The 22435-nt window shown below is 60.9% G+C and carries 18 protein-coding genes; 7 read left to right on the top strand and 11 right to left on the bottom strand.

The window, feature by feature from the left end; translation table 11 throughout:
- The first annotated feature begins 137 nt into the window (after window positions 1-137).
- A complete protein-coding gene (locus HV782_RS12060; RefSeq protein ID WP_186747695.1) occupies window positions 138-626 on the top strand; it encodes a GFA family protein in 489 nt (162 codons plus the stop codon).
- A gap of 185 nt (window positions 627-811) precedes the next feature.
- On the opposite strand, the gene HV782_RS12055 is transcribed toward HV782_RS12060, so the two are convergent.
- The 3 genes from HV782_RS12055 to HV782_RS12045 form a co-directional block, all read right to left on the bottom strand.
- On the bottom strand, window positions 812-2098 hold the full coding sequence (locus HV782_RS12055; protein WP_186747693.1) for an ATP-binding protein: 1287 nt from the start codon (window positions 2096-2098) through the stop codon (window positions 812-814).
- Entirely contained in the window at window positions 2099-2806 is a 708-nt protein-coding gene (locus HV782_RS12050) for a winged helix-turn-helix domain-containing protein (protein WP_186747690.1), read from the bottom strand.
- Window positions 2807-3033: 227 nt separating this feature from the next.
- A complete protein-coding gene (locus tag HV782_RS12045) occupies window positions 3034-3642 on the bottom strand; it encodes a MiaE family protein (RefSeq protein ID WP_025111469.1) in 609 nt (202 codons plus the stop codon).
- A 159-nt stretch (window positions 3643-3801) separates the two neighbouring features.
- Here HV782_RS12045 and HV782_RS12040 point away from each other — a divergent pair, with 159 nt between their 5' ends.
- Window positions 3802-4665 (top strand): universal stress protein, encoded by an 864-nt coding sequence (locus HV782_RS12040; protein WP_123467713.1) that lies wholly within the window; start codon window positions 3802-3804, stop codon window positions 4663-4665.
- Between the two features lie 104 nt (window positions 4666-4769).
- Here HV782_RS12040 and HV782_RS12035 read toward each other — a convergent pair whose 3' ends face one another.
- Window positions 4770-5240 carry a DUF1289 domain-containing protein gene (locus HV782_RS12035; RefSeq protein WP_108590615.1) on the bottom strand — a complete coding sequence of 157 codons (471 nt, stop codon included), beginning with the start codon at window positions 5238-5240 and terminating at the stop codon, window positions 4770-4772.
- A gap of 467 nt (window positions 5241-5707) precedes the next feature.
- On the opposite strand from HV782_RS12035, the gene acnB reads away from it, so the two are divergent.
- On the top strand, window positions 5708-8317 hold the full coding sequence (gene acnB / locus HV782_RS12030) for a bifunctional aconitate hydratase 2/2-methylisocitrate dehydratase (protein ID WP_186747746.1): 2610 nt from the start codon (window positions 5708-5710) through the stop codon (window positions 8315-8317).
- Between the two features lie 75 nt (window positions 8318-8392).
- Here the strand turns inward: acnB and HV782_RS12025 are convergent, their stop codons facing one another.
- Together HV782_RS12025 and HV782_RS12020 are read right to left on the bottom strand one after the other, a co-directional pair.
- Entirely contained in the window at window positions 8393-10048 is a 1656-nt protein-coding gene (locus HV782_RS12025) for a SulP family inorganic anion transporter (protein ID WP_186747688.1), read from the bottom strand.
- A 144-nt stretch (window positions 10049-10192) separates the two neighbouring features.
- Window positions 10193-11473, bottom strand: a complete 1281-nt coding sequence (locus HV782_RS12020) for an HAAAP family serine/threonine permease (RefSeq protein ID WP_128614397.1) — start codon at window positions 11471-11473, stop codon at window positions 10193-10195.
- Between the two features lie 307 nt (window positions 11474-11780).
- Between HV782_RS12020 and HV782_RS12015 the strand changes: the two genes are divergently transcribed.
- The 3 genes from HV782_RS12015 to HV782_RS12005 all read left to right on the top strand — a co-directional run bounded on the left by HV782_RS12015 (window position 11781) and on the right by HV782_RS12005 (window position 14152).
- Window positions 11781-12164 (top strand): tautomerase family protein, encoded by a 384-nt coding sequence (locus tag HV782_RS12015; protein WP_186747686.1) that lies wholly within the window; start codon window positions 11781-11783, stop codon window positions 12162-12164.
- Window positions 12165-12580: 416 nt separating this feature from the next.
- Entirely contained in the window at window positions 12581-13015 is a 435-nt protein-coding gene (locus HV782_RS12010) for a hypothetical protein (RefSeq protein WP_177490473.1), read from the top strand.
- A gap of 168 nt (window positions 13016-13183) precedes the next feature.
- Window positions 13184-14152 (top strand): 2-hydroxyacid dehydrogenase, encoded by a 969-nt coding sequence (locus HV782_RS12005; protein WP_128614400.1) that lies wholly within the window; start codon window positions 13184-13186, stop codon window positions 14150-14152.
- Here HV782_RS12005 and tssA read toward each other — a convergent pair.
- From tssA to HV782_RS11980, 5 genes are read right to left on the bottom strand one after another with little or no spacing between them, the layout of a single operon-like run.
- Window positions 14149-15231, bottom strand: coding sequence for a type VI secretion system protein TssA (gene tssA, locus HV782_RS12000; RefSeq protein WP_186747684.1), 1083 nt, complete (start codon window positions 15229-15231; stop codon window positions 14149-14151). The genes HV782_RS12005 and tssA overlap by 4 nt on opposite strands.
- The gene (locus HV782_RS11995; RefSeq protein ID WP_186747674.1) at window positions 15228-19049 is read right to left on the bottom strand and encodes a type VI secretion system protein; all 3822 of its coding nucleotides are present in this window, start codon (window positions 19047-19049) and stop codon (window positions 15228-15230) included. The genes tssA and HV782_RS11995 overlap by 4 nt, the downstream gene beginning before the upstream one ends.
- Entirely contained in the window at window positions 19046-19810 is a 765-nt protein-coding gene (locus HV782_RS11990) for a DotU/TssL family secretion system protein (protein ID WP_186747672.1), read from the bottom strand. Before HV782_RS11990 ends, HV782_RS11995 begins: the two co-directional genes overlap by 4 nt.
- Window positions 19811-19828: 18 nt before the next feature.
- Window positions 19829-21160, bottom strand: a complete 1332-nt coding sequence (gene tssK, locus HV782_RS11985) for a type VI secretion system baseplate subunit TssK (protein ID WP_123467689.1) — start codon at window positions 21158-21160, stop codon at window positions 19829-19831.
- Between the two features lie 46 nt (window positions 21161-21206).
- Window positions 21207-21632, bottom strand: a complete 426-nt coding sequence (locus HV782_RS11980; protein WP_128614472.1) for a type VI secretion protein — start codon at window positions 21630-21632, stop codon at window positions 21207-21209.
- 250 nt (window positions 21633-21882) lie between these two features.
- On the opposite strand from HV782_RS11980, the gene tssB reads away from it, so the two are divergent.
- The gene (gene tssB / locus HV782_RS11975) at window positions 21883-22425 is read left to right on the top strand and encodes a type VI secretion system contractile sheath small subunit (protein WP_123467685.1); all 543 of its coding nucleotides are present in this window, start codon (window positions 21883-21885) and stop codon (window positions 22423-22425) included.
- The last annotated feature ends 10 nt before the right edge of the window (window positions 22426-22435 follow it).

Raw genomic sequence — 22435 nt, 5'->3', positions numbered from 1 at the left:
CCGGGTTCCGAAGTCTCGCCCCATGGGATTGCGGGGACACTGGGGCTAGACGCTGCGCCCGCCCGTCGAATCACACCGACCGCCATCGCACTGAATGTTCTAGGCTCAACCGCACATTCAAAAACGGGAGAGCAACCATGCAACTCGAAGGCTCCTGCCATTGTGGCGAGGTCACGTTCAGTCTCACCAGCGCCCATCCCTACCCTTATCAACGCTGCTACTGCTCGATCTGTCGCAAGACTCAGGGCGGTGGCGGTTATGCGATCAACCTTGGCGGCGACGCGACCAGCCTCAAGGTGCGCGGGCGCAAACACATCAGCATTTACCACGCGAAGATGAAAGACGAAGGCGACCAGCGCGCCCATCGCAGCAGCGCCGAACGACATTTCTGTTCACTGTGCGGCAGCGGCTTGTGGCTGTTCAGCCCGGAATGGCCGGAACTGATCCACCCGTTTGCCTCGGCCATCGACACGCCGTTGCCGGTGCCCCCGGAACATACGCATCTGATGCTCGGCTCGAAAGCACCGTGGGTGGAAATCGACGTTACAGCGAAAGACAAACAGTTCGACGTCTACCCCGAAGAATCCATCGCCCAATGGCATGAACGCCTCGGTTTGACCCGCTGACCGCGTAACTCCAGACTCCCCCCTGTAGGAGTGAGCCTGCTCGCGATGGCGGTGGGTCAGTAGCAAAAATGCCGATTGGACTGACCCCTTCGCGAGCAAGCTCGCTCCCACAATGATCTCTGGCGTTCACAAATCCAATGTGGGAGCGAGCTTGCTCGCGAAGGGGGCGGCACAGAGCAACGCATTCAATCCAGATGCGCCCAGGTCATGCGAAACGACGCCCCGCCCCAAGCCGAATCCCCGACCTCAACCTGCCCGCCATGGGACTGCGAAACCCGCCGCACCAACGCCAGCCCCAGACCGAAACCGCCGGTACGGCGATCCCGGCTCGCGTCCAGCCGCGAAAACGGTTCAAAGATCTTCTCCCGGCCGTCCACCGGCACGCCCGGCCCGTCGTCGTTGACCCGCACTTCGTAGTAGTCGCCATGGCGCACCAGCGACACCTCCACCCGCTGCTCGGCATAGCGAATCGCGTTGCGCAGCAGATTGATCACCGCCCGCGCCATGAAGCGAGGTTCGATACGCACCGTGTCGAGCCGGCAATCGCCAATCAGCAACTGCACCCCCGCCGCTTCCGCCTCCAGCGCCACACTGCCGACCACACTATCGAGCCAGTTGGCCGCCTGGATGTTCTCGCGCTTGATCACCGTGGCACCACGCTCGAGACTGGCGTAGGTGAGCAATTCGGAGACCATTTCTTCCAGTTCGCCCAGGTCGGCGTACATGTCGGCAATCAGCTCGCGGTTCTGGCTGGCGTCCGGCTGTTGCTTAAGCTGGTCGAGTTCAAACGACAGCCGCGCAATCGGCGTGCGCAACTCGTGGGACACGGCGTTGGTCAGTTCCCGCTGATTGGCAATCAGCCCTTCAATGCGCGCCGCCATCAGGTTGAAGTGTTCGGCCAGATCACGGATGTTCGAACGCTTCGACAACTGGATGCGCACCGACAGATCGTTATCGCCGAAACGCTCGGCGGCCAGGCGCAGTTTTTCCAGATCGCGCCAGTGCGGGCGCACCCAGAAAAACAGGACGATGCCGATCAACACGGCAATCATCAGGTAGGCACTGGCGATGTAGAACGGCATCAGGCTCGGCTCGGCCGGCAAGCGGATGCTGAGCAACTGCGGCCCCTCGTCAATCGCAGAAATGTACTGGTTGTACTTGTCGCGGATCACCAGCAGCCCTTTGGCCAGCTCGGCTTTTTCCTCGTTGCTCAGAGCCAGTTCAGAGGCGTCGACCAGCGTCAGCCCCAAACCGTAATGCGGTCGGATCGTTTCCAGCTGTTGTTCCCGGGCCGGTCTGTCGAGGTCGCGCAGCTGCTGGCCCAAAGTCCAGGCCTGGCCGCGCACGGCCTCACGGTTGTAGTCCTGCATCTGATAATCGAGCAAGGCATCAAAAGTGCGCTCGACCGTTTGCAGGGCCAGCACCAGACCTATTGTCATCACCAGAAACAGCCCGAGAAATAACCGCAGCATCTACAGCTCCCACGCAAACGGATTGAACAGATAGCCCTTGCCCCACACGGTCTTGATACACACCGGCTCGCGGGGGTTGTCCTTGAGTTTGTTGCGCAACTTGCTGATGTACACGTCGACGCTGCGGTTCAGGCCATCGAAGGCGATGCCGCGCATACGGTTGAGAATGTCATCGCGCGAAAGGATCTTGCCCGCCGCGCTGGCCAGCAACCACAGCAGCTCGAACTCCATCGTGGTCATTTCGATGACCTCGGCGGCCAGACGCACTTCGCGGCAACTGCGGTCGATGCTCAACTGGCCGAACTCCATGAAGCTGACCACGTTGCTGTCCGGCACTTGTCGCCGTTGCAATGCGCGCAGGCGGGCCAGCAACACCGGTGGCTTGATCGGTTTGATCACGTAATCGTCGGCACCGGATTCGAGACCGAGAATATGGTCGAGGTCATCCTCCTTGGCCGTCAGGATGACGATCGGCGTGTCCGACACGCTGCGGATCTCGCGGCACACGTGCAGACCGCTCTGCCCCGGCAGCATCAGGTCGAGCACCACCACTTTCGGTTTGAATTCGAGAAAGGCCGCCACTGCCAGGTCGCCGCGATGCACCGCGCGCGCCTCGTAACCGTGTTGTTCGAGGAAGTGTGCGATCAGCGTGGCCAGACGCTCATCGTCTTCCACCAGCAGGACTTTGCCAAAACCCAGGTTATCCATAACGCCCGTCTGCCACCCTTGTGTGAAGTGGGCGACATTATGGCGGCAATCGCGGGCAGGACGTTTGTTTCAGGCAGCAAAAACCGGCCATGGGGGCCGGTTTTCGGTGATGTTTCATACTCTTAAGAGTTTTTTACAATCAAGAGCAAGGATCGCAGCCTTCGGCAGCTCCTGACGTTGACATGCTATGCCCTGTAAGCGCTGCCGCAGGCTGCGATCTTTTGATCTTAGGCCGCGGCCGGTACGCCACTGTGAAAACGGAATTCTTCATCGGGCGACTCGATCAGTTCCTGCTCGGCAGCGCGAACCTTCTCGATCACCTGGGCGATGTCCTTCGCGTCGCCATACTGGTAAGCCAGTTTCAGGTAACCCTGAAAGTGCCGCGCCTCGCTTTTCAGCAGGCCAAAGTAGAACTTGCCGAGTTCTTCGTCCAAATGTGGTACCAGTGCTTCGAACCGCTCGCAACTGCGCGCTTCGATAAAGGCCCCGACCACCAGTGTGTCGACCAGTTTCACCGGTTCGTGGCTGCGCACCACTTTGCGCAGGCCCGAAGCGTAACGCCCGGCATGCAGCTGACGCAGTTCGATCTTGCGGCGCTTCATGATGCGCATGACTTGTTCGTGGTGCACCAGTTCTTCCCGGGCCAGGCGCGACATCATGTTGATCAGGTCGACGTGGGAATGGTACTTGGCAATCAGGCTCAGCGCGGTGCTGGCAGCCTTGAACTCGCAGTTCTTGTGGTCGATCAGCAGGGTTTCCTGATCGGCCAGTGCGGCCTGAACCCAGGCGTCGGGCGTGCGGCAGCCAAGGAATTCGTGGATTTCGGGAAGGATCATGGGGCTCACGGTAAAAGGTGTTCGAGCGAAGGCCGCCGATTATACCGGCCTGTCCGCAGACCACCAGTGGCGGGTGTTGATATGCATCAAGTCACGGACGTTCGGGCAGCAACTATAGTTGTGCAACGCCGTGCCTTTTCTTTGCTGGAGACTCCGCTCATGCAAGCCATTCGCAGCATTCTGGTGGTCATCGAACCCGAACATTCGGAAAGCCTGGCGCTCAAGCGCGCCAAGTTGATCGCTGGCGTGACCCAGGCTCATCTGCACCTGCTGGTGTGCGACAAGAAGCACGACCACGCCGGCATGCTCAGCGTGCTCAAGGCCGCGCTGTTGGCGGACGGCTACAGCGTCACCACCGAACAGGCATGGAACGAGAGCCTGCACGAAACCATCATCGACGTGCAGCAGGCCGAAGGCTGCGGTCTGGTGATCAAGCAGCATTTCCCCGACAGCTCGCTGAAAAAAGCCCTGCTGACCCCGGCGGACTGGAAACTGTTGCGCCACTGCCCGACCCCGGTGTTGCTGGTGAAAACCTCCACTTCCTGGAAAGACCGGGTGATCCTCGCGGCCGTCGATGTCGGCAATGCCGATGGCGAGCACCGGCATCTGCACACCACCATCATTGATCACGGCTACGACATTGCCAGCCTGGCCAAGGGGTATTTGCATGTGATCAGCGCCCACCCATCGCCGATGCTGTCGGCGGCCGATACGACCATGCAGTTGAGTGAAACCATCGAGGCGCGCTATCGCGAGCAATGCCGGGCGTTTCAGGCGGAGTTCGATGTCGATGATGCGCATCTGCACATCGAAGAAGGTCCGGCGGACGTGTTGATCCCGTTCATGGCGCACAAGCTGAAGGCGGCGGTGACGGTCATCGGCACCGTGGCGCGCACCGGGTTGTCAGGGGCGCTGATCGGCAATACCGCCGAAGTGGTGCTGGATGCACTGGAAAGCGATGTGCTGGTGCTCAAGCCGCAGGAGGTTGAGGATCATCTGGTGGAGCTGACGGTGAAGCACTAAGGATTGCGGTGCCTGAACCGGCCCCTTCGCGAGCAAGCTCGCTCCCACATTGAATTGATGTCGTTCACAAAATCATTGTGGGAGCGAGCTTGCTCGCGAAGCTTTCAAGCGCCGAAGGCGTCTTTCAAAAAGCCCGGGGCGATGTAGCGCTGGTAGTGCGCTTCCGACAGCAGGAAGAATTCCCGATCAATGGCATCGCGCAGTTCCGGCAGGTTCCAGTCGCGGAACTCCGGCAGCAGTACCATCCCGTAGGCCTCCAGATTAATGATCACCCGGGCCCCTCGGGCAATCAGCTGATACGCCCAGCAGTACTCCGACTGATGCGGCACGAAGCGGATCTTGCGCTGTTCCAGCTGCTGGCGCAGGCGCGCCGGATCAAAGATCTCGACCTTGCTCGCCATCACTTGTGACAGCAACTGCTCCAGACGCAACCACACCGCGCGCTTTTCCTCCTCCCCGTAACCATTCCAGTTGATCACTTCGTGGTGGAAACGCTTGCAGCCACGGCACACCAGATCACCGTAAACAGTGGAGCAGAGGCCGACGCAGGGGGTCTTGATGGTCTGATTGGGCATAAATTGGCAAAACACTGAAACGCGGAACAGGCCGGCATGTTAGCCCTTTGTCGGGCATTGATCACCCCTCAAACGTCAGGGGCAAGGCCTCGATCGCGGTTTGCCCCGTGCACGCACAACGCCACCAAAGTCCAATAGAGCCCGACTTACCTTTAAATTTTTTTTGCCGTAGAATCAGCCAGCCTTTTAAGGCGCCAATGTCCGTTAGAAGCTGTTTTCAAAGCGTCACGAGCACAGTCGTTCCTTCAGAGCGGTGTTGGCGAAGGGTTTTTCCAGCGGGGAAAAGCCTGTCGCCAACCCTCATCAGCTCCCCGTTCTGCAGGCGTAAAACTTTGAAAGCAGCTTCTGTAAGGAATTGCCGGTAATTCTGACCGAGCGACCCACAACGTCGTGAGGTGCATGAGTACGGCCATTTCGGGATGAGCGTCCCGGACACCCATTTGGGACCACTGATGAGGGTAATAACTGTGCTTGAAGCCTACCGCAAACATATCGAAGAGCGTGCAGCCCTGGGTATCGTTCCCCAGCCGCTTAACGCCGAACAAACTGCAGGCCTGGTCGAGCTGCTGAAGAATCCTCCGGCTGGCGAAGAAGCTTTCCTCGTTGACCTGATCACCAATCGCGTACCACCAGGAGTGGACGAAGCCGCTTACGTCAAAGCCGGTTTCCTGTCGGCCCTGGCCAAAGGCGAAGTCACCTCCCCTCTGCTGGACAAGAAGCGCGCTGTAGAACTGCTCGGCACCATGCAGGGCGGCTACAACATCGTGACCCTGGTTGAACTGCTGGACGACGCCGAACTGGCGCCAGTGGCTGCCGAAGAACTCAAGCACACCCTGCTGATGTTCGATGCCTTCCACGACGTGGCTGAAAAAGCCAAGAACGGCAACGTTCACGCCAAAGCCGTGCTGCAATCCTGGGCTGACGGCGAGTGGTTCAAGAAGCGCCCTGTGCTGGAAGACAAAATCAGCCTGCGCGTATTCAAAGTAACCGGCGAAACCAACACCGACGACCTGTCCCCGGCGCCAGACGCCTGGTCGCGTCCGGACATCCCGCTGCACGCCCTGGCCATGCTGAAAATGGCCCGTGACGGCATCGTTCCGGACGAGCAAGGCAAGACCGGCCCGATGAAGCAGATCGAAGAAATGCGCGGTCAAGGCTTCCCGATCGCCTACGTCGGTGACGTGGTCGGTACCGGTTCTTCGCGTAAATCGGCGACCAACTCGGTGCTGTGGTTCTTCGGCGACGACATCCCTTACGTGCCGAACAAGCGCGCTGGCGGTTTCTGCTTCGGCAGCAAAATCGCTCCGATCTTCTACAACACCATGGAAGATGCCGGCGCACTGCCAATCGAGTTCGACGTATCGAACATGAACATGGGCGACGTGATCGACCTGTACCCGCACGCTGGCAAAGTCTGCAAGCACGGTACCGACGAAGTCATCACCACCTTCGAAATGAAGACCCCTGTGCTGCTGGACGAAGTCCGTGCCGGCGGTCGTATCCCGCTGATCATCGGCCGTGGCCTGACCGAGAAGGCTCGCGCCGAACTGGGTCTGCCAGCATTCGACCTGTTCAAGAAGCCGGAAGCACCGGCTGAAAGCACCAAGGGCTTCACCCTGGCGCAGAAAATGGTCGGCAAGGCGTGCGGTCTGGCAGAAGGCCAAGGCGTTCGTCCTGGCACCTACTGCGAACCGAAGATGACCACCGTAGGTTCTCAGGACACCACCGGTCCAATGACCCGTGACGAACTGAAAGACCTGGCGTGCCTGGGCTTCTCCGCTGACCTGGTAATGCAGTCGTTCTGCCATACCGCGGCGTATCCAAAGCCGATCGACGTGACCACTCACCACACCCTGCCTGACTTCATCATGACCCGCGGCGGCGTTTCCCTGCGTCCGGGCGACGGCATCATCCACTCGTGGCTGAACCGCATGCTGCTGCCGGACACCGTAGGTACCGGTGGTGACTCGCACACCCGTTTCCCGATGGGCATCTCGTTCCCGGCCGGTTCCGGTCTGGTCGCGTTCGCCGCTGCCACCGGCGTCATGCCGCTGGACATGCCGGAATCGATCCTGGTGCGCTTCAAAGGCAAAATGAAACCTGGCATCACCCTGCGTGACCTGGTTCATGCGATTCCTTACTTCGCCATCCAGAACGGTCTGCTGACCGTCGAGAAGAAAGGCAAGAAAAACGCCTTCTCCGGCCGCATCCTGGAAATCGAAGGCCTGGAAGGTCTGACCCTGGAACAGGCGTTCGAACTGTCCGACGCCTCGGCCGAGCGTTCGGCTGCCGGTTGCACCATCAAGCTGTCGAAAGAGTCGATCACCGAGTACCTGAACTCCAACATCACCCTGCTGCGCTGGATGATCGGCGAAGGCTACGGCGATGCGCGTACCCTGGAACGTCGCGCGCAAGCGATGGAAGCCTGGGTTGCCAACCCGGAACTGATGGAAGCCGATGCCGACGCCGAATACGCCGAAGTCATCGAAATCGACCTGGCCGACATCAGCGAGCCTGTACTGTGCGCGCCGAACGACCCGGACGACGCCCGTCTGCTGTCCAGCGTTGCTGGCGAGAAGATCGACGAAGTGTTCATCGGTTCGTGCATGACCAACATCGGTCACTTCCGCGCTGCCGGTAAGCTGCTGGATCAGGTCAAGGGTCAGCTGCCAACCCGTCTGTGGCTGTCGCCGCCGACCAAGATGGACGCTCACCAACTGACCGAAGAAGGCTACTACGGCATCTACGGCAAGGCCGGCGCACGCATGGAAATGCCAGGCTGCTCGCTGTGCATGGGTAACCAGGCACGCGTTGAGCCGAACAGCACCGTGGTCTCGACTTCGACCCGTAACTTCCCGAACCGTCTGGGCGACGGCGCGAACGTCTACCTGGCTTCGGCTGAGCTGGCGTCCGTAGCCTCGATCCTGGGTCGCCTGCCGACCGTCGAGGAGTACATGAAATACGCTGGCAAGATCGACAGCATGGCGGCCGATGTTTACCGCTACCTGTCCTTCGACCAGATCGCCGAGTTCCGTGAAGCTGCTGCGAACGCCAAGATCCCGGTCGTTCAAGCCTAACGTTACAAAGCAATGAAAAACGCGGCCCATCGTGAGATGAGCGGCGTTTTTTTATACGTTGAAAATAGCGAAGGCCTACAAGGGGTCAGTGTTGGGCTTGAGGGCCTGCTGCACCGCGCCATCAACGCTCAATCCGCTGAGGATCACCCCATTGGCCGTAACCTCCGGCAACGCTTCCAGCGCAGCCAGCGCCTCATGCTTGAGCCGCGCCAGAATCAACCGCTTGTCTTCCTGATGCACGCGCAGGAAGAACTCCTGCATCGCCTCGATACTGGTACCGTCCAGGTCCGGGCTTTCCTCCAGACTGATAATCACCGTATGCAGCGGCGCGTCCGAATGACGTATCAAGTGCAGCGCCGCACCGAGAATTCGCTCCACATTGGCGAAAAACAGCGCCTCGCTGGGTCGCAAGATCAACACGCCCGGCTCAACCATCGCCGTTGGATGGCGCTGCAAATCGACAAAATCGTGCCCGCCGTCGATCCGCCCGAGCACCTGAATATCCGCCGCCGACATCTGTTTGAGCATCAGCAACACGCTGATGGCTACCGACACCAGCAAGCCGTCGAGAATACCCAGCACCAGCACCGCCGCCACCGCGCACAACACCAGCACCCGGTCCCGACGCCAGATGAAATAGCGGCCCAGCGGCTGCAGACTCAAGCCGCGGCCAAGGGCGTGCATGACGATCGCCGCCAGAATCGGCTCCGGCGTCAGGGCGATCCATGGCAGCACCGTCAGTACGATCACTAGCACCACCAGCGCCGCTACCCCGCCCGCCCAGCGTGACGTTGCCCCCGCTGCCTCGTTCGCCGAAGTCGCCGAATAGCCCGCCCCTGCCGGCATGCCGTGGAACAATCCAGACAGCAGATTCGAGGCGCCGAGTGCCAGCAGATCGCGGTTGGAGGTGACGCGGTCGCCATGCTTGAGCGCAAACGAGCTGATCGAACCGTAGGACTCGGCATACAGAATCATCACCATCGCGAACGCCACTTCACCCAACCGGAGCCAGTCAGCGAACGGCAACACCGGCAGATTCGGCACCTCCAGACTCAGGTCAATCAGCCCGATCATCTTCACGCCATACGCCGGCAGGTTCAGCCACTGCCCGGCGGCGATGCCGATGCCGACCACCAGCAAGCCACCGGGCACTCGGGGGAATCGCGAAAACAGCCACAACAACACCAGCGCGACGCCAGCGACAGCGGCCGCCGGCCAGTTCCATTGCGGCAGTTGTTCGAGTAATTGCGGGGCGAAGCGCACCAGATTCGCGTCGGTCAAGTGCACGCCGACGACGCTGGCGACCTGCTTGATAATGATGGTCAGCGCCAGTCCGAAGGCAAATCCGCGCAACACCGGTTTGGCGATAAACGCGGTAACGCTACCAAAACGAAAGATCCCCGCCAGCAGAAACAACCCACCCGTGACCAGCACCAGGCCGATCGCCAGGCTCGCGCGCAGTTGCGGATCGCCATTGGCCAGCGACGCCGTGGCCGCCGCCAGCACGGCAGCTGACGATGACGTCGCCGAGACGATGGCGAAACGGCTGGTGCCGAACAGCCCATAGCAGAGCAAACCCGCAAACAAGGCAATTACCCCGGCCTGGGGCGCCAATGCGGCGATGGTCGAATAGGCGACGGCTTCGGGCAACAACAGGCCGGCAATCGACAGTCCGGCGAGAATGTCCTGCCAGCGATTGGGTGGTTCTACAGCTTGGGGCGCGCTCGACAATCCACTGTCTCCAGACGAAAAAAAGCCGCTGCGCATCACGGATGCGCAGCGGCCTACTGTAGCTGAAAAGCAAAAGATCGCCGCCCTCGGCAGCGCCTGCGGGTGTAGATAAAACCCCGCAGGCGGCGATCTCTCGATCTCGCCTTAAGCGCTCAGCGAATAAACCAGCGCCGAAATCGCTACCAGCCCCACGGCGGTGACAAATACGTTCGACGCCTGACCACGATAACGGGCCATCGCCGGCACCTTGCGAATCGCATACATCGGCATCAGGAACAGGATGGCTGCGATCACCGGACCACCGATGGTCTCGATCATGCCGAGGATGCTCGGGTTCAGCGTTGCGACGATCCAGCAGATGACCAGCATGAACGCCGCGACAATGCGATCCAGCGCCTTGGCACCCGGACGCTTGCCGCTTTTGACGATCAGGCCTTTCAAGCCTTCACTGGCACCGATGTAGTGACCGAGGAACGACTTGGAAATCGCCACAAACGCAATCAGCGGCGCGGCAAACGCGATGGTCGGGTTGCTGAAGTGGTTGGCCAGGTACGACAGGATCGACAGGTTCTGCGCCTTGGCTTCGGCCAGTTGTTCCGGCGACAGGGTCAGCACGCAACTGAACACGAAGAACAGCACCATCGCCACCATCAACAGGTGCGCACGGGACAGGATCTGCGAGCTGCGTTCTTCGGCGTGAACCCCGTAACGACGCTTCTGATCCACCGCGAAGGCCGAGATGATCGGCGAGTGGTTGAACGAGAACACCATCACCGGAATCGCCAGCCACAGGGTGTGCAGCAGCGCCGACGGTGCGGGCACCTGCGAAGCGGTGGTCAGGATGCCACCGTTCCAGTGCGGAATCAGATACACCGCCAGAAACAGCAGCGCGACGATAAACGGATACACCATCAGGCTCATCGCCTTGACGATCGCCTGCTCACCGCAACGCACCACGGCCAGCAGGCCGAGGATCAGCACGAACGACAGCAACGCGCGCGGTGGTGGCGTGATGTGCAGTTGGTGTTCAAGGAAACTCGCGACCGTGTTGGTCAGGCCAACGCTGTAAATCAGCAGGATCGGGAAGATGGCGAAGAAATACAGCAAGGTGATCAGCGCCCCGGCCTTGATGCCGAAATGCTCCTCGACCACGTCAGTGATGTCGGCGCCTTCGCGACCGGAGAGCACGAAGCGGGTCAGGCCACGGTGTGCGTAGAACGTCATCGGGAAAGCCAGCAGCGCAAGGATCACCAGCGGCCAGAAGCCTCCCAGCCCTGCGTTGATCGGCAAAAACAGGGTACCGGCGCCGATGGCCGTCCCAAACAGTCCCAACATCCAGGTGGTGTCCTGGCGATTCCAGCTCGAAAGTTCAGCGGGTGCTGCTGCATCAAAGCGTTGATCGACGCTTTTGGCCTGATCATTCATCCGGTCGGATCTCCGCATTCCGGTCACTTGCCACTCGGTCAGGACGCATCGGAAAAAACCGACAGACATGCCCCGGCCGAAACAGGGGCGCGATTCTCCGCGATAAATGAGCAGAAGCAAAGACTTAGCTGAGGAATGGTTGTGCGGTGCAGATCAGCGGGGTGTCGCTTTTGGGAATAAAGCTGTCGCTGAGAGACACCTGAAATGTCGTTTTTGATACATCTTTTCGAGCTCAAGCACCCAAGCCTTTCAATTTAGGCCACATGATCTAGCGTGAGATGAGTCCCCTGCCCTGCGGAGCCTTCTCATGCCTTTGGTTCGCGTTGACATCAAACAAAACCCCGCCCCCCACTTCGCCAGACACATCGGCGAACAGGTCTACGCCGCCATGCGCAGCACCATCAATGTGCCGGAGCACGACAACTTCCAGATCCTTGCCGAGCACGATGGCGAGCACTTCATTTTCGACCCGCAGTACCTGGGCATCCAGCGCACAGACCAATTGGTAATCATCCAGATAACGCTCAACGAAGGCCGCACCCTGGAGCAGAAAAAAGCGCTCTATCAGACCATCGCCCAAAACCTCAACACCCAACTGGGCATCCGTCTCGAAGACGTGTTCATCAATCTGGTGGAAGTGAAAAAAGAGAACTGGTCGTTCGGCAATGGCATCGCGCAATACGCCAGTTGACCGCCCTTCACCTCCCGCCACGCGGCGTTCGCAGGGCTGCTCACCCGTGTCGATGGGACGTTCTGAGCCGGGGCTGCGCCGTTGCACCAAAGTGCGGCGGCGTCAATGCCCTCTTTTATTGGCGCTCGTTTTCCTACAACTTTGTTTAAGTATTTATTGTGACTGGCAATAACCCGCACCTGTATCGCGCGAAAAGAATATTACCCACCGTATAAATCATCAAAGAACTCAGATATTTCCTACAACTAAAAACACCTTATAAAACCATAACAAAACGTGACTAAAAGTTTATTTGTTACAAGCAACTTCCCCGCCATTGAACAGACTTTCAATCCGGGCCTATATTTTCCCGCGACGAATATGGCAATGAATACCGCCCGATGAAACCCCGGGCGGCCATCAAACAATAAAACAGGATGCCCATCGTGCAAAAACTTAAAACACTGCTGATGTCGACAGCGCTGATCGCTTCGGTCTGCTGCAGCGCTGTTCATGCACAAGCCGTCACTCCAGCTGCAAACCATGCGGCTGCCACTCCGGACAACGCGATGATGCTCACCGTGTTTCTGAAACACGATCAGTCGCGACCGTTAAGCGAAATCAAGGCTCAGCTCGCTCGCCAGGGGTTCTATGAAACCTTCCCCCCGGCCGGCGTCGAAGTGGTGAGCTGGAACATCATGATGGGCATCGGCCAGGTGGTCACCGTGCGCTTCCCGGCTTCGCGTCTGGCGGAAGTCAACCTCGCCCTGGAGAACACCGCGTGGGGCAGTTACCGGACCGAGTTCTATCCCACTTATGATTTCAAACCGATTGCCCTCGCCGAACAAACCAGGGCCCGGGCAGCCCAGTGATCATGCCGGCACACTGGATGGCCGGTATTGCGGTGCGCTTGCTTCTTGCGCGAAGGCGTCCAGAATCAATCACAGCGCGAATGACAAAGATTGCCAGGCCGCTCCGCAATCAGCACTCTGCTACGACTTTCGCGAACCAACCCCGCCGACGATCTCAGGAGCCGCGCAATGCCCGCCACCGTTCTGGTACTGGTTGAAACCATCAATGACTATCTGCCGATTCTCGAACATCAGGGCTTTCACCTGATTCTCGCGCCGACGCCGGCCGAACGCGCGCAGGCCATCGCCAGCCAGGGTAGCCGCATCGACGCCGTATTGACCCGCGGGCCACTGGGCCTGACCGCCGAAGAAATCGCCGCCCTGCCCGCGCTGAAGATCATCACGGTGATCGGCGCCGGTTACGAGCAGGTCGATCTGCAAGCCGCCAGTGACCGCGGGATTACCGTCACCAATGGCGCCGGGGTCAACGCCTCGTCGGTGGCCGACCACGCCATGGCCATGCTGCTGGCGCTGGTGCGGGATATTCCGCGCTGCGATGCGGCGGTGCGCCGGGGCGAGTGGCCAAAGATCATGCGCCCGTCGCTGGCGGGCAAACGCCTGGGGGTTCTCGGCCTCGGCGCGGTGGGCATGGCGATTGCCAAACGCGCCCACCTGGGCTTCGACATGGCAATCAGTTACCACAGCCGCCAGGTGCGCACTGACGTGCCCTACGCCTTTTGCTCGACCCCGACCGATCTGGCAAGAGCCTCGGATTTTCTCGTCGTCGCCACTCCCGGCGGCATCGGCACGCAATCGCTGGTCACGCGCGCGGTGCTCGATGCCCTCGGGCCGAAAGGCTTTATCGTCAATATCGCCCGCGCCAGTGTGATTGCCACGGCAGATCTGATCGCCGCCCTCGAGCAACGGCGCATTGCCGGCGCCGCACTGGACGTGTTCGATCATGAGCCACAAGTGCCCGACGCGCTGAAAACCCTCAGCAACGTGTTGCTCACGCCACATGTCGCCGGGTTGTCACCGGAAGCCACCCAAGGCACGGTGGAACTGGTGGGGAAAAACCTCGTGGCGTTTTTCTCCGGGCAACCGGTGCTGACCCCCATCGCCCTGCCGCCGCGAATCTCCAACCAGCGCGTGCACTAGAGCACGCCAAGCAAGGTCCACAGGCGTCGCGATTCGGCATCGGCGGAGATCAATTCACCGAGCAGTTCGCTCAGCGGCTTGTTGCCCCACTCGACCCCGCGCCGGATCAGATACGGCACCGGGCTGTGGGGTTCGGTGCGGGCCAGGTATTCGGCAATCAGCAGCAATTGCCGGTAAGCCTCCTCACGGCTGGCCGGTTCGCGGAATACCTGCGCAACCGGCGCCTGCGCTTCAGGCTGTGCCACAGCGGGCGGTGCTTCGGCGAGCGGCGGTGGCGGCGCCGGTTGTTGTGGGTGCATGGCGATAAACTCCTGAACCAGCGTCAGCAGCGCTTGAATGGTTTCCTGCAACGGCCGCAACCCTGGGCCCTGTTCGCCCAGATAGGCATCGCTCCAGGTGTCGAGCCGTTGCAGATGTTGCAGGCTCAGTAGCAGATTGCCCTGGGTGCGCAGCCAAAAGGCCAACGGCGTGGCGCGGATCTGTTCGTTGAGTTTCTTCTGTTCGTTGCGCGCGGTTTCCGCCGAGCTCTTGGCATTTTTACTGTCGTTGACCTGTACCTGCTGCAGCTGCAAGCGCCGCCATACCTCAAGGGTGCAGCTCTCGAAATCACTGTTACGGGTGCCGAACAATGGCACCCGCGTCAGCAGGATTTCACTGTAACGCCGCACCAGCCATTCCAGCGGGATGACCCGCCAGGACTGATCGCCGTCCTCGGCCTGCGGGTGCAGATGCTCGGGAAAGCGTTCGCACAACCCGGCGATCAACGCCAGGCTGCCGGGCAGTCCATCCAGCGCTTGCAGGTGCAGCCACGCCTCGCCCAGCCAGGCACTGAGCATCAGGTCCTTGCTGCGTTCCAGCAATAACGTCGTCGTGAGTTTCTCCACTTCCGGCCAATTCGCCCGCTTCAGCGTCGACTGCCAGACCCCGGTCGGCAAGCTCGCATCATCCTCGCGACGCAGATCACGCAACTGATCAAACTCGCGTTCATAACGCAAATCGACGCCACACGGCGCTTCGGCGCTGATCGGTGCGAGCAACTGATCAATCAAGTCCGGCAATTGGGTTAATGGCAGGCTCACAGGCCCTCCTTCTGCGTTTCAATGGCGGCCGTGGTGCCGGTGAACTGGAACGGTGAACGCGGTGCGCGGGTCGGCAGCGGCGCAATCGCCAGCGGCAGTTTCGAGCCCTGACTCATCAGCGACAGCCGCACGTACATCCGCGTGAATTCGCTGGTGACGCTGTCTGTCGAGGCCGTCACCGGCAGGCGCAAGGTCAATGGAAAATCGGTGTAATCCATGCTCGGCTGACGCTGCACAGAGAAGTGCGCACGCATCATGCGCAGCAACGACCACGGCCCGCCGTATTCCCAACCGGCTTCCAGATCGCGCACCACCAGGTTCGGTTGCAGCGGATCGTTGACTGGACGTTCCTTGCCATTGCGCGCCCAACGCAGGGTCAGGCGAACAGGCTGGCCGACCATCCAGCGCAGGTTCGGTTGCTCGGCGGCGGGATAGTTGATCTGCTGACTGCCAGCGAGCAGACCCCAGGCAATCACCTGATCGGCGCCCTTTTCGTCCTCGCGATCGGTACGCCAGCGCACATCAAGTTCAACGCCGAGAATGCCACTCTTGTCGCGCACGAACAGCGGCGTCAGCCACGTGCTGGCCTGCTTCAAGCGGTTGAGGAAGTCTTCTGCCGCCTGGCGTTCGGGAGTCTGGCTCAGCACCAGCCCGGCCTGGGCCACCGGCAGGCGTTTGTCGATGATCTCGAGAAAATGCTGGACGCGCGCCGGGTCGGCATCCTGCGCCTGCACGCCGTTGGCGAAGGGGAAGCGATCGGCCAGGTACTGATTGAAGTAATTGGCCAGTTCATTCCACGCCGCCGCAGCCTGCTGTTGTTGCAGGTACTGGCAACGCTGCATGGCCGACTGCTGCAATTCCACCGCACGCATCGCCAGGGTCCCGCGGCCACCAGCAAGGTTGGCGGTCTGCAGGACCTGCACGCAGGAGGCGGTGTCCATCTCGATGAAATCGCGGCTGACCAGTTGCTCGATCTGCGCCGGTGAACTCGCCGGGTTCGCCTCCTTGTACTTGAGCAATTCGTCATTGAGTGCGCTGAACTGGGTGACCCGCTCGTAATCCAGCGCCGACAGATTGCCCTGTTGGGCCATCAACCACTGCAATGCCGACGTGCGCCGTTCGGTGATGCCGAGCATGGTGTTGAACTGCTGCTTGAGGCTCAGCTTCAAGTCCTGCACATCGTTGGCGCCATAGAGTTGCAGGCCGAGGTTTTTCGAGCCGTCCCACTGGCTGATTTCGGTGCGTCCGGCGAACAGCGGTTGCGCGGTGATTTCATCAAGACCGCCAACGATTTGTGCCAGTGCCCGACGATTGAGGGCGCCTTGCAGCCGCGCAGCAAGATCGTTGCGATGCACTTCGACAAAGGCCTTTTGCAACGCCATCGCCTGCTCGGCCTGTACATTGAACACCGCATAAGGATGCATTTGATCGTCGTGATCCTTGAGGCTCAGCCACATCGCCTGCGCGGCAGCACTTTCGGCGGTTTGCAGCAAGGCTTCACGATAAGCCGGCGGAATGCGCGGCAGTTCTTCGGCGATGTAACTCTTGTAACTGGAGAAGTAGTTCAACGAGGTGTTGAGGTCATCGCCATCCACGGTCTGACCTCGCAGATTGGCGCTGTCCTGACTGGCGCGCAGAGCGACCGAAACGAAGTCACGTTTGAACAGCGCCTGCACCGCGTTGTCGAGTTTGACCACATGTTCCTGCAATGCCAGTTGCCCACTGCCCTGCTGGATCAGCAAGTTGCCGCGCGAGCCGACCTGGGCGATCCACTGATCGCGGAAACTCTGCTGCAACTTGCTCGCCTGGGCCTCCAGTTGCTGCTCGACGGCAGGGCCAAGCAAGATGCTTTTGTGCACCTTGTCGAGAAACTCTCGATAACCCGGCACCAGTTCCTGGCCTTTGCCGCGGCTCCAGGTGGAATTGGTCAGGGCGATCGCCGCTTGCAGGTCGTCGATCAGTGCCCGCAGGTCTTCCAGTTCGGTCAGGCTGTTGCCGCTGCCGGCCTCCAGTTGCTCCAGGTGCAGCTTGAGATATCCGGCCTTGCTGACGAAGTTGTCGGCGAGGAAGTACTGATCGAGCCAACGCTCCATCAGCCCGGTAAAGTGGCTGGTGATCAAGGGCCGCTCGACGCTCAGATCCAGCGCTTGCAAATCGCCGCCATCCCCTGCTGCCAGCAGGCGGTTGTAGTACGCCGCATGGGGCAAGGTCGCCGCGTTGAGATTGAGCGACAGCGCGCTGTTGCTCAGTTTCACCAGGTCATCCAGCGGCGCCCGTTGATTGTTCTGGACCTCCCCGAACAATTGGTTTTGCAACTCGAGGCGCAGCGCGCGGTCGACCAGATCGCTCGCCTTCTGATAGTTCTGCCACTGCGCCGGGTCTTCGCTTTCGAGGCTGCTGCGTCGGTCGGTGGCGCGGATCGCCTTGATCCTGTCCAGTTCGTCGACCAGCCATTCGTGCAGAGGCACGAGCATGTGGCGTTGCGTTGACTTGAACACCTCTTGTTCGAGCTGAGTGTCGAGGGAGGAAAACCACGAGGTCGGAAACGCCAGCGACACATAGTGCCAGTGCGGCGCACGCTCCAGCACCCGCCAGAAACTCTGCACGTTGCGCCGGGTCGGCTCGAGCCGATGTGCGTCATCGGTGACCGCCAAGTAGCTCTTCTGCGCACCCTGCATCAGCCGCGCCAGCTCGTGGGCATCCTTGACCGACTGGTGCCAGACCCACAGCATCGCCACCGCCCAGATCACCCCGACCACCAGCGCCACCCCGGCGGTCAGCCGTTGCCAGCGCTGACGCAGGCGCAACAGGCGCGGCACCCCTTGCGCCAGGCCCCGTTCGCCGACCAGACGCTGACGCCACAACTGGCGCACGAACACGCTTTGCTGCAAGCCGCTGTCATCGGCGGAAAAACCGTCCCTGGCGTCCTCGCTAGCCTGACTCGCACTGAAGTACACCCCGCGAAAGCACGGCGCCTCACCCTGCGCATTGCCCTGAAAAACCGGCTCCAGCACACTCTGCAAACCACGGCGCAGGGTTTCCAGACGCTCGGGCAACGCATACAGATCGGCGCTCAGATGCCCGGACAAGGTGCCGATTTCGATCACTGCTTCAGCCACGGCACGATGAATACGGTCCAGCGCCTGATCGCTCCACTGCCCTTGCCACACAGCATCGCGCGCGTAGGGCGACGACCAGCCCAAGGTGCGTTCACGAGCCTCATCGGGCAAGGCATCAATCAGCTCCTGAAACCCCGGCAACTCTTCAAGTCCCGTAACGATCACGTACACCGGCACGCTCAAGCCAAAGCGTTGCAGCAGATCAATGAAGCGGCGGCGTGCGGCCAGACCGAGGCTCGCTGCCTGCTCCAGATTGCTCAGGTGGCTGACCGGCACGGTCCAGATCACGCCGTCCAGCGGCCGTTTGCTGCGCAGGCGCAGGATCAACCCGAGCAGCCGCCACCAGCCACCGCGTTGCAGATGCATGCCGTCGTCCGGCAAGAACAGCGCCTGCGGCACCACCAGCACCGCGCCCTCGGGGTCCGACCACCAACGACCGAACCACGCCGGTTTGTCGGTGGGTTGCAAATGCCATTCAGTGACCAGCTGCGTACCTTGAGTGTCATCGCCGAGCATCAGCAGCCACGGCATCTCATACCGATCGCGACTGCCCTGCTCCTGTTCCATATGGCGTACGGCCGCATAGAAACTGCGGATCGCCGCACCACTCTGGGTGCGCAGCCACCACACCGCCACAGCGATGATCACCAGCAGCAACAGCAACCCGACGACCCACGCGACAATCGTCAGGGTGCTCATGAGTCTTGCTCCGGCGTGGCCACGGAATCGGGCATTTGCAGCACCGGTTCCAGCTCGGAGCGAATGTCACGCCAGAGCAACTGGCCGAACCCGGTCAACAGCAACACCATTGCCAGAATGCCCAGCGCCAGACGAAAGCCGTCCGGCAGCGCCGTGCGGACCGGCAACTGCAACGGCGCGGCCAGCGACGGTTGCACCAGTCGCTGACTGACATCGTCGTAAGTGGCGTCGTCCTGCCAGGCAAAGTTGAACAGCGCCAGCCGCCATTTCGCCAGCTGCGCCTGGCTGTGTTCGCCGCGCAGACGCCCGTGAAAGCCGAGAATCAGGCATTGCAAATACACGTTGGCGAGGTCGCGGGTGGTCGGTTGTTGTTCATCGAGCAGGGTTTGAATGGCCGCCGGCACTTGCTCGCCAGCCTGGCGACTGGAATACAGCCGCGACTCCAGTGGTTTGTCCTGCCACGCCGCTTGTCCCGGCCACGGGCTGAACAGCAGGGTTTCATCGACCAGTGCGACGAACGCGTACACCAGCGCCTTGACCTGCTCGGTCGCCGAGTCGCCGACCCGCGAATACGCCGTGCGCCACAGTCGCTGCGAAGCCTGGGTCGACAGCTCGACCACGGTCTCCACCAGCGCCGCTTCGTCCTCGCTGTCCTTGGGCAATTGTGCCCAATCCTGTTGCCATTGCTGCCACGTCTGGCGGAACGCGCTGCTCAACGGTGCGTCCTGCAACCCCAGGCTTGCGGCACTTCCCTGCGACATACGGCGTTCCTTGTGTGATCAGGCACTTTCACTGTTCTGGGCGACAAACAGCACCACCTGCCAGGGGCTGCTGGTCAGCTTCGCAGCAGGCGCGGCGATGGTCAGCGGCAGTTGGGCGTCGAACCAGGCGCCTTCGGCCGTGACCACAAACAGGCGCGTGTCATCGCCGACGCTGTAGGCCACTTGTTCGCTGCGACTCATCGCCTGATGGGGCAAACCGCTCATGCGCTGACGGCTGAGCAAGGCGATATGCGGCGCCGAAGCGATGATCGCGCCACGCAGCCAGTCGCCGGCAGCCTGCTCGCTGGCGCCGTTGGGCATGCGCAGGCCGATGACCAGACGCTGGCTCGGCTGCTCGTCGGGCAACTGGATCGAAAAGTGCTGTTCACTGCGTTCGAATGGCAGGCTGCGATAACCGGCACGGATCAGTTCCAGGGTGGTTTCCAGCCACTGCAACACGGCGTCGTAACCGCGCTGTAACTCAAGAAAATCCAGCGGCGCAAACGCCGGCACCCCGGCCAGCGGATCAAGCGCCGACCACGCGCCAGCCAGACCGAGCAAGTGCACGTAAAGACTTTGCGGGTGGGCGATGCGGCTGTTGAGTGCGCCTTCGACTTCCGGCAGACGCGCCCACAGTGCGGTCAACTGGCGACGGATTTCCAGGGCATCGTCCTGATTGCCGGCCTGTTGCGCCTGACGCAAGCGGCCACCAAGAAACAGGCACTTCTCCCGCGCCCGCGCGCAGAGTCCGGCGATGCGGCGACCCAGTGGCGACTCCGGCAACAGCAGCGGCGTCGGTGCGGTGTAGGTCAGCGGCAGAAAACCACCACCCTCCTTGCGGATCTTCAACAGCGGCAGGCAGATCGAATCCGCCTTGTTCAGTTGCGTGCACAGCCGTGGGTTGGGTCGCCAGACCGTGATCGACTCAGGGAATTCACCGCTGGTGAGGTCCGGCAAGGCCTCGCCGACCACCGACTGCAAACGGCCCTTGAGCGGCAGCAATTGCCCGGCGCGCCACATCGGGCTGATCGCCAGATACACGGTGACGGTGGCATCGTCGGTGGCGTCGATCGCGGTGCTGACGTCCAGCTCCAGGGTCGGGCCGATCCCGGCCTGCAAGTCCACCGGCAAACCGTCGGGCAGAGTGCCTTGCAGCGACACCACCCGCACCACGCCTGCGCTCAGCGCCGACGGGTCGAATTCCATATGGCTGACGCCCCAGAACCACGGGTTGCACGCCTGCGCCAGATGCGCCCCGAGCGCTTCGGCCCGCAGCCCTTGCAACTGAAAATGCTGCGGCAGCAATTGCATGCCTTCGTGCCAGCAAACCGCGTCAGGTAGCAGACTCATACGACTCCCTTCGACTACGCCGCGATCCGGCGGCAGCGGTGGTTTTTCAGTGCTCGGTGGGATTGACCAGCGTCATCTCGCGACTGTCGAATTTCAGCCACGCTTCGCTCTGGTCATCGAGGCGCAATCGGTGCGCTCCGGGTGTGTTATAGCTGGCGAAGACTAAAAGTCCAGCGGCCTTCTTGCCCCCCAGCGGGAAGGGTTGGCGGTCGATGAATTGCCCCGGCACCAGCTCCAGTCCCCACACACTCATCAACTGACGATAGTCGCGCTGGTACTGCTCGCGTCCGGCAAACCACTGGCTGGCGCTGATGCCCGAGAGTTGCTTGAGCAGATCCGGGTCGGCGACCGCAATGAAATCCACGGCAATCGGCGTGTCGTCATTGGCCTTCGGTGCGACGTCGAGGGTCAGGCTGTCGAGGTCCACCTTCGGCCCGAAGAAGGAACAGCCGGCCATGAGCGCAAACACCATCGCTACAAAAAAACGTCCGTACAAAATGAATTTTCCTTTTCCCGACCCTGTCCAAAAATGTTTTTGCTTGCATTTTTATAGACCTGTTCTAGCGTCTTGGGTAGTTCGGCCGCTACCGCCGAATGAGGAAGGTTTGTCAAAGGAACGACAGGTCATCTGCTCCCCTTTCTAACCTACGGTCCAGTAAGGGAAAGCGATGAACGGGCCTCCCGATGCATTGCGCCCGCCCAACGCATCGGAGTCCGCCGTCATGGCAGAAAGTACTCAGCACAAGCTCGACCGGGTGCGCCCGCCCCGGGTGCAAATCACCTACGACGTCGAAATCGGCAACGCCATCGAGAAAAAGGAATTGCCCCTGGTAGTCGGGATCCTCGCCGACCTCTCGGGTAAACCGCTTGAGCCATTGGCAAAACTGAATGAACGGCGTTTTACCGAAATCGACCGCGACAACTTCAACGAAGTGCTCGCCTCGATCGGCCCGCGCGCCACGCTGCAAGTCAACAACACCCTGAGCGGCGACGACAGCAAGCTCAACATCGAACTCAACTTCAAGCACATCGACGACTTCGATCCGGTCAAGGTGGTCGAGCAAGTCACGCCGCTGCGGCGCCTGTTCGAGGCCCGCCAGCGTCTGCGCGATCTGCTGACCAAACTCGACGGCAACGATGATCTGGACAAGCTGTTGCGCGACGTGATCGCCAACACCGAAGGCCTGCAAGAGATCAAGTCGGCCCGCCCGGACACCGCTACCCCGGCAGCTGATGCCGAGGCGCCGGCCGAACCGCAAGCCTGATCATCCACTT

The organism is Pseudomonas monsensis (assembly GCF_014268495.2).
Lineage (GTDB): Bacteria > Pseudomonadota > Gammaproteobacteria > Pseudomonadales > Pseudomonadaceae > Aquipseudomonas > Aquipseudomonas monsensis.
Note: the sequence above shows the minus strand (reverse complement) of the source record. Positions and strands in the feature narration are given on the sequence as shown.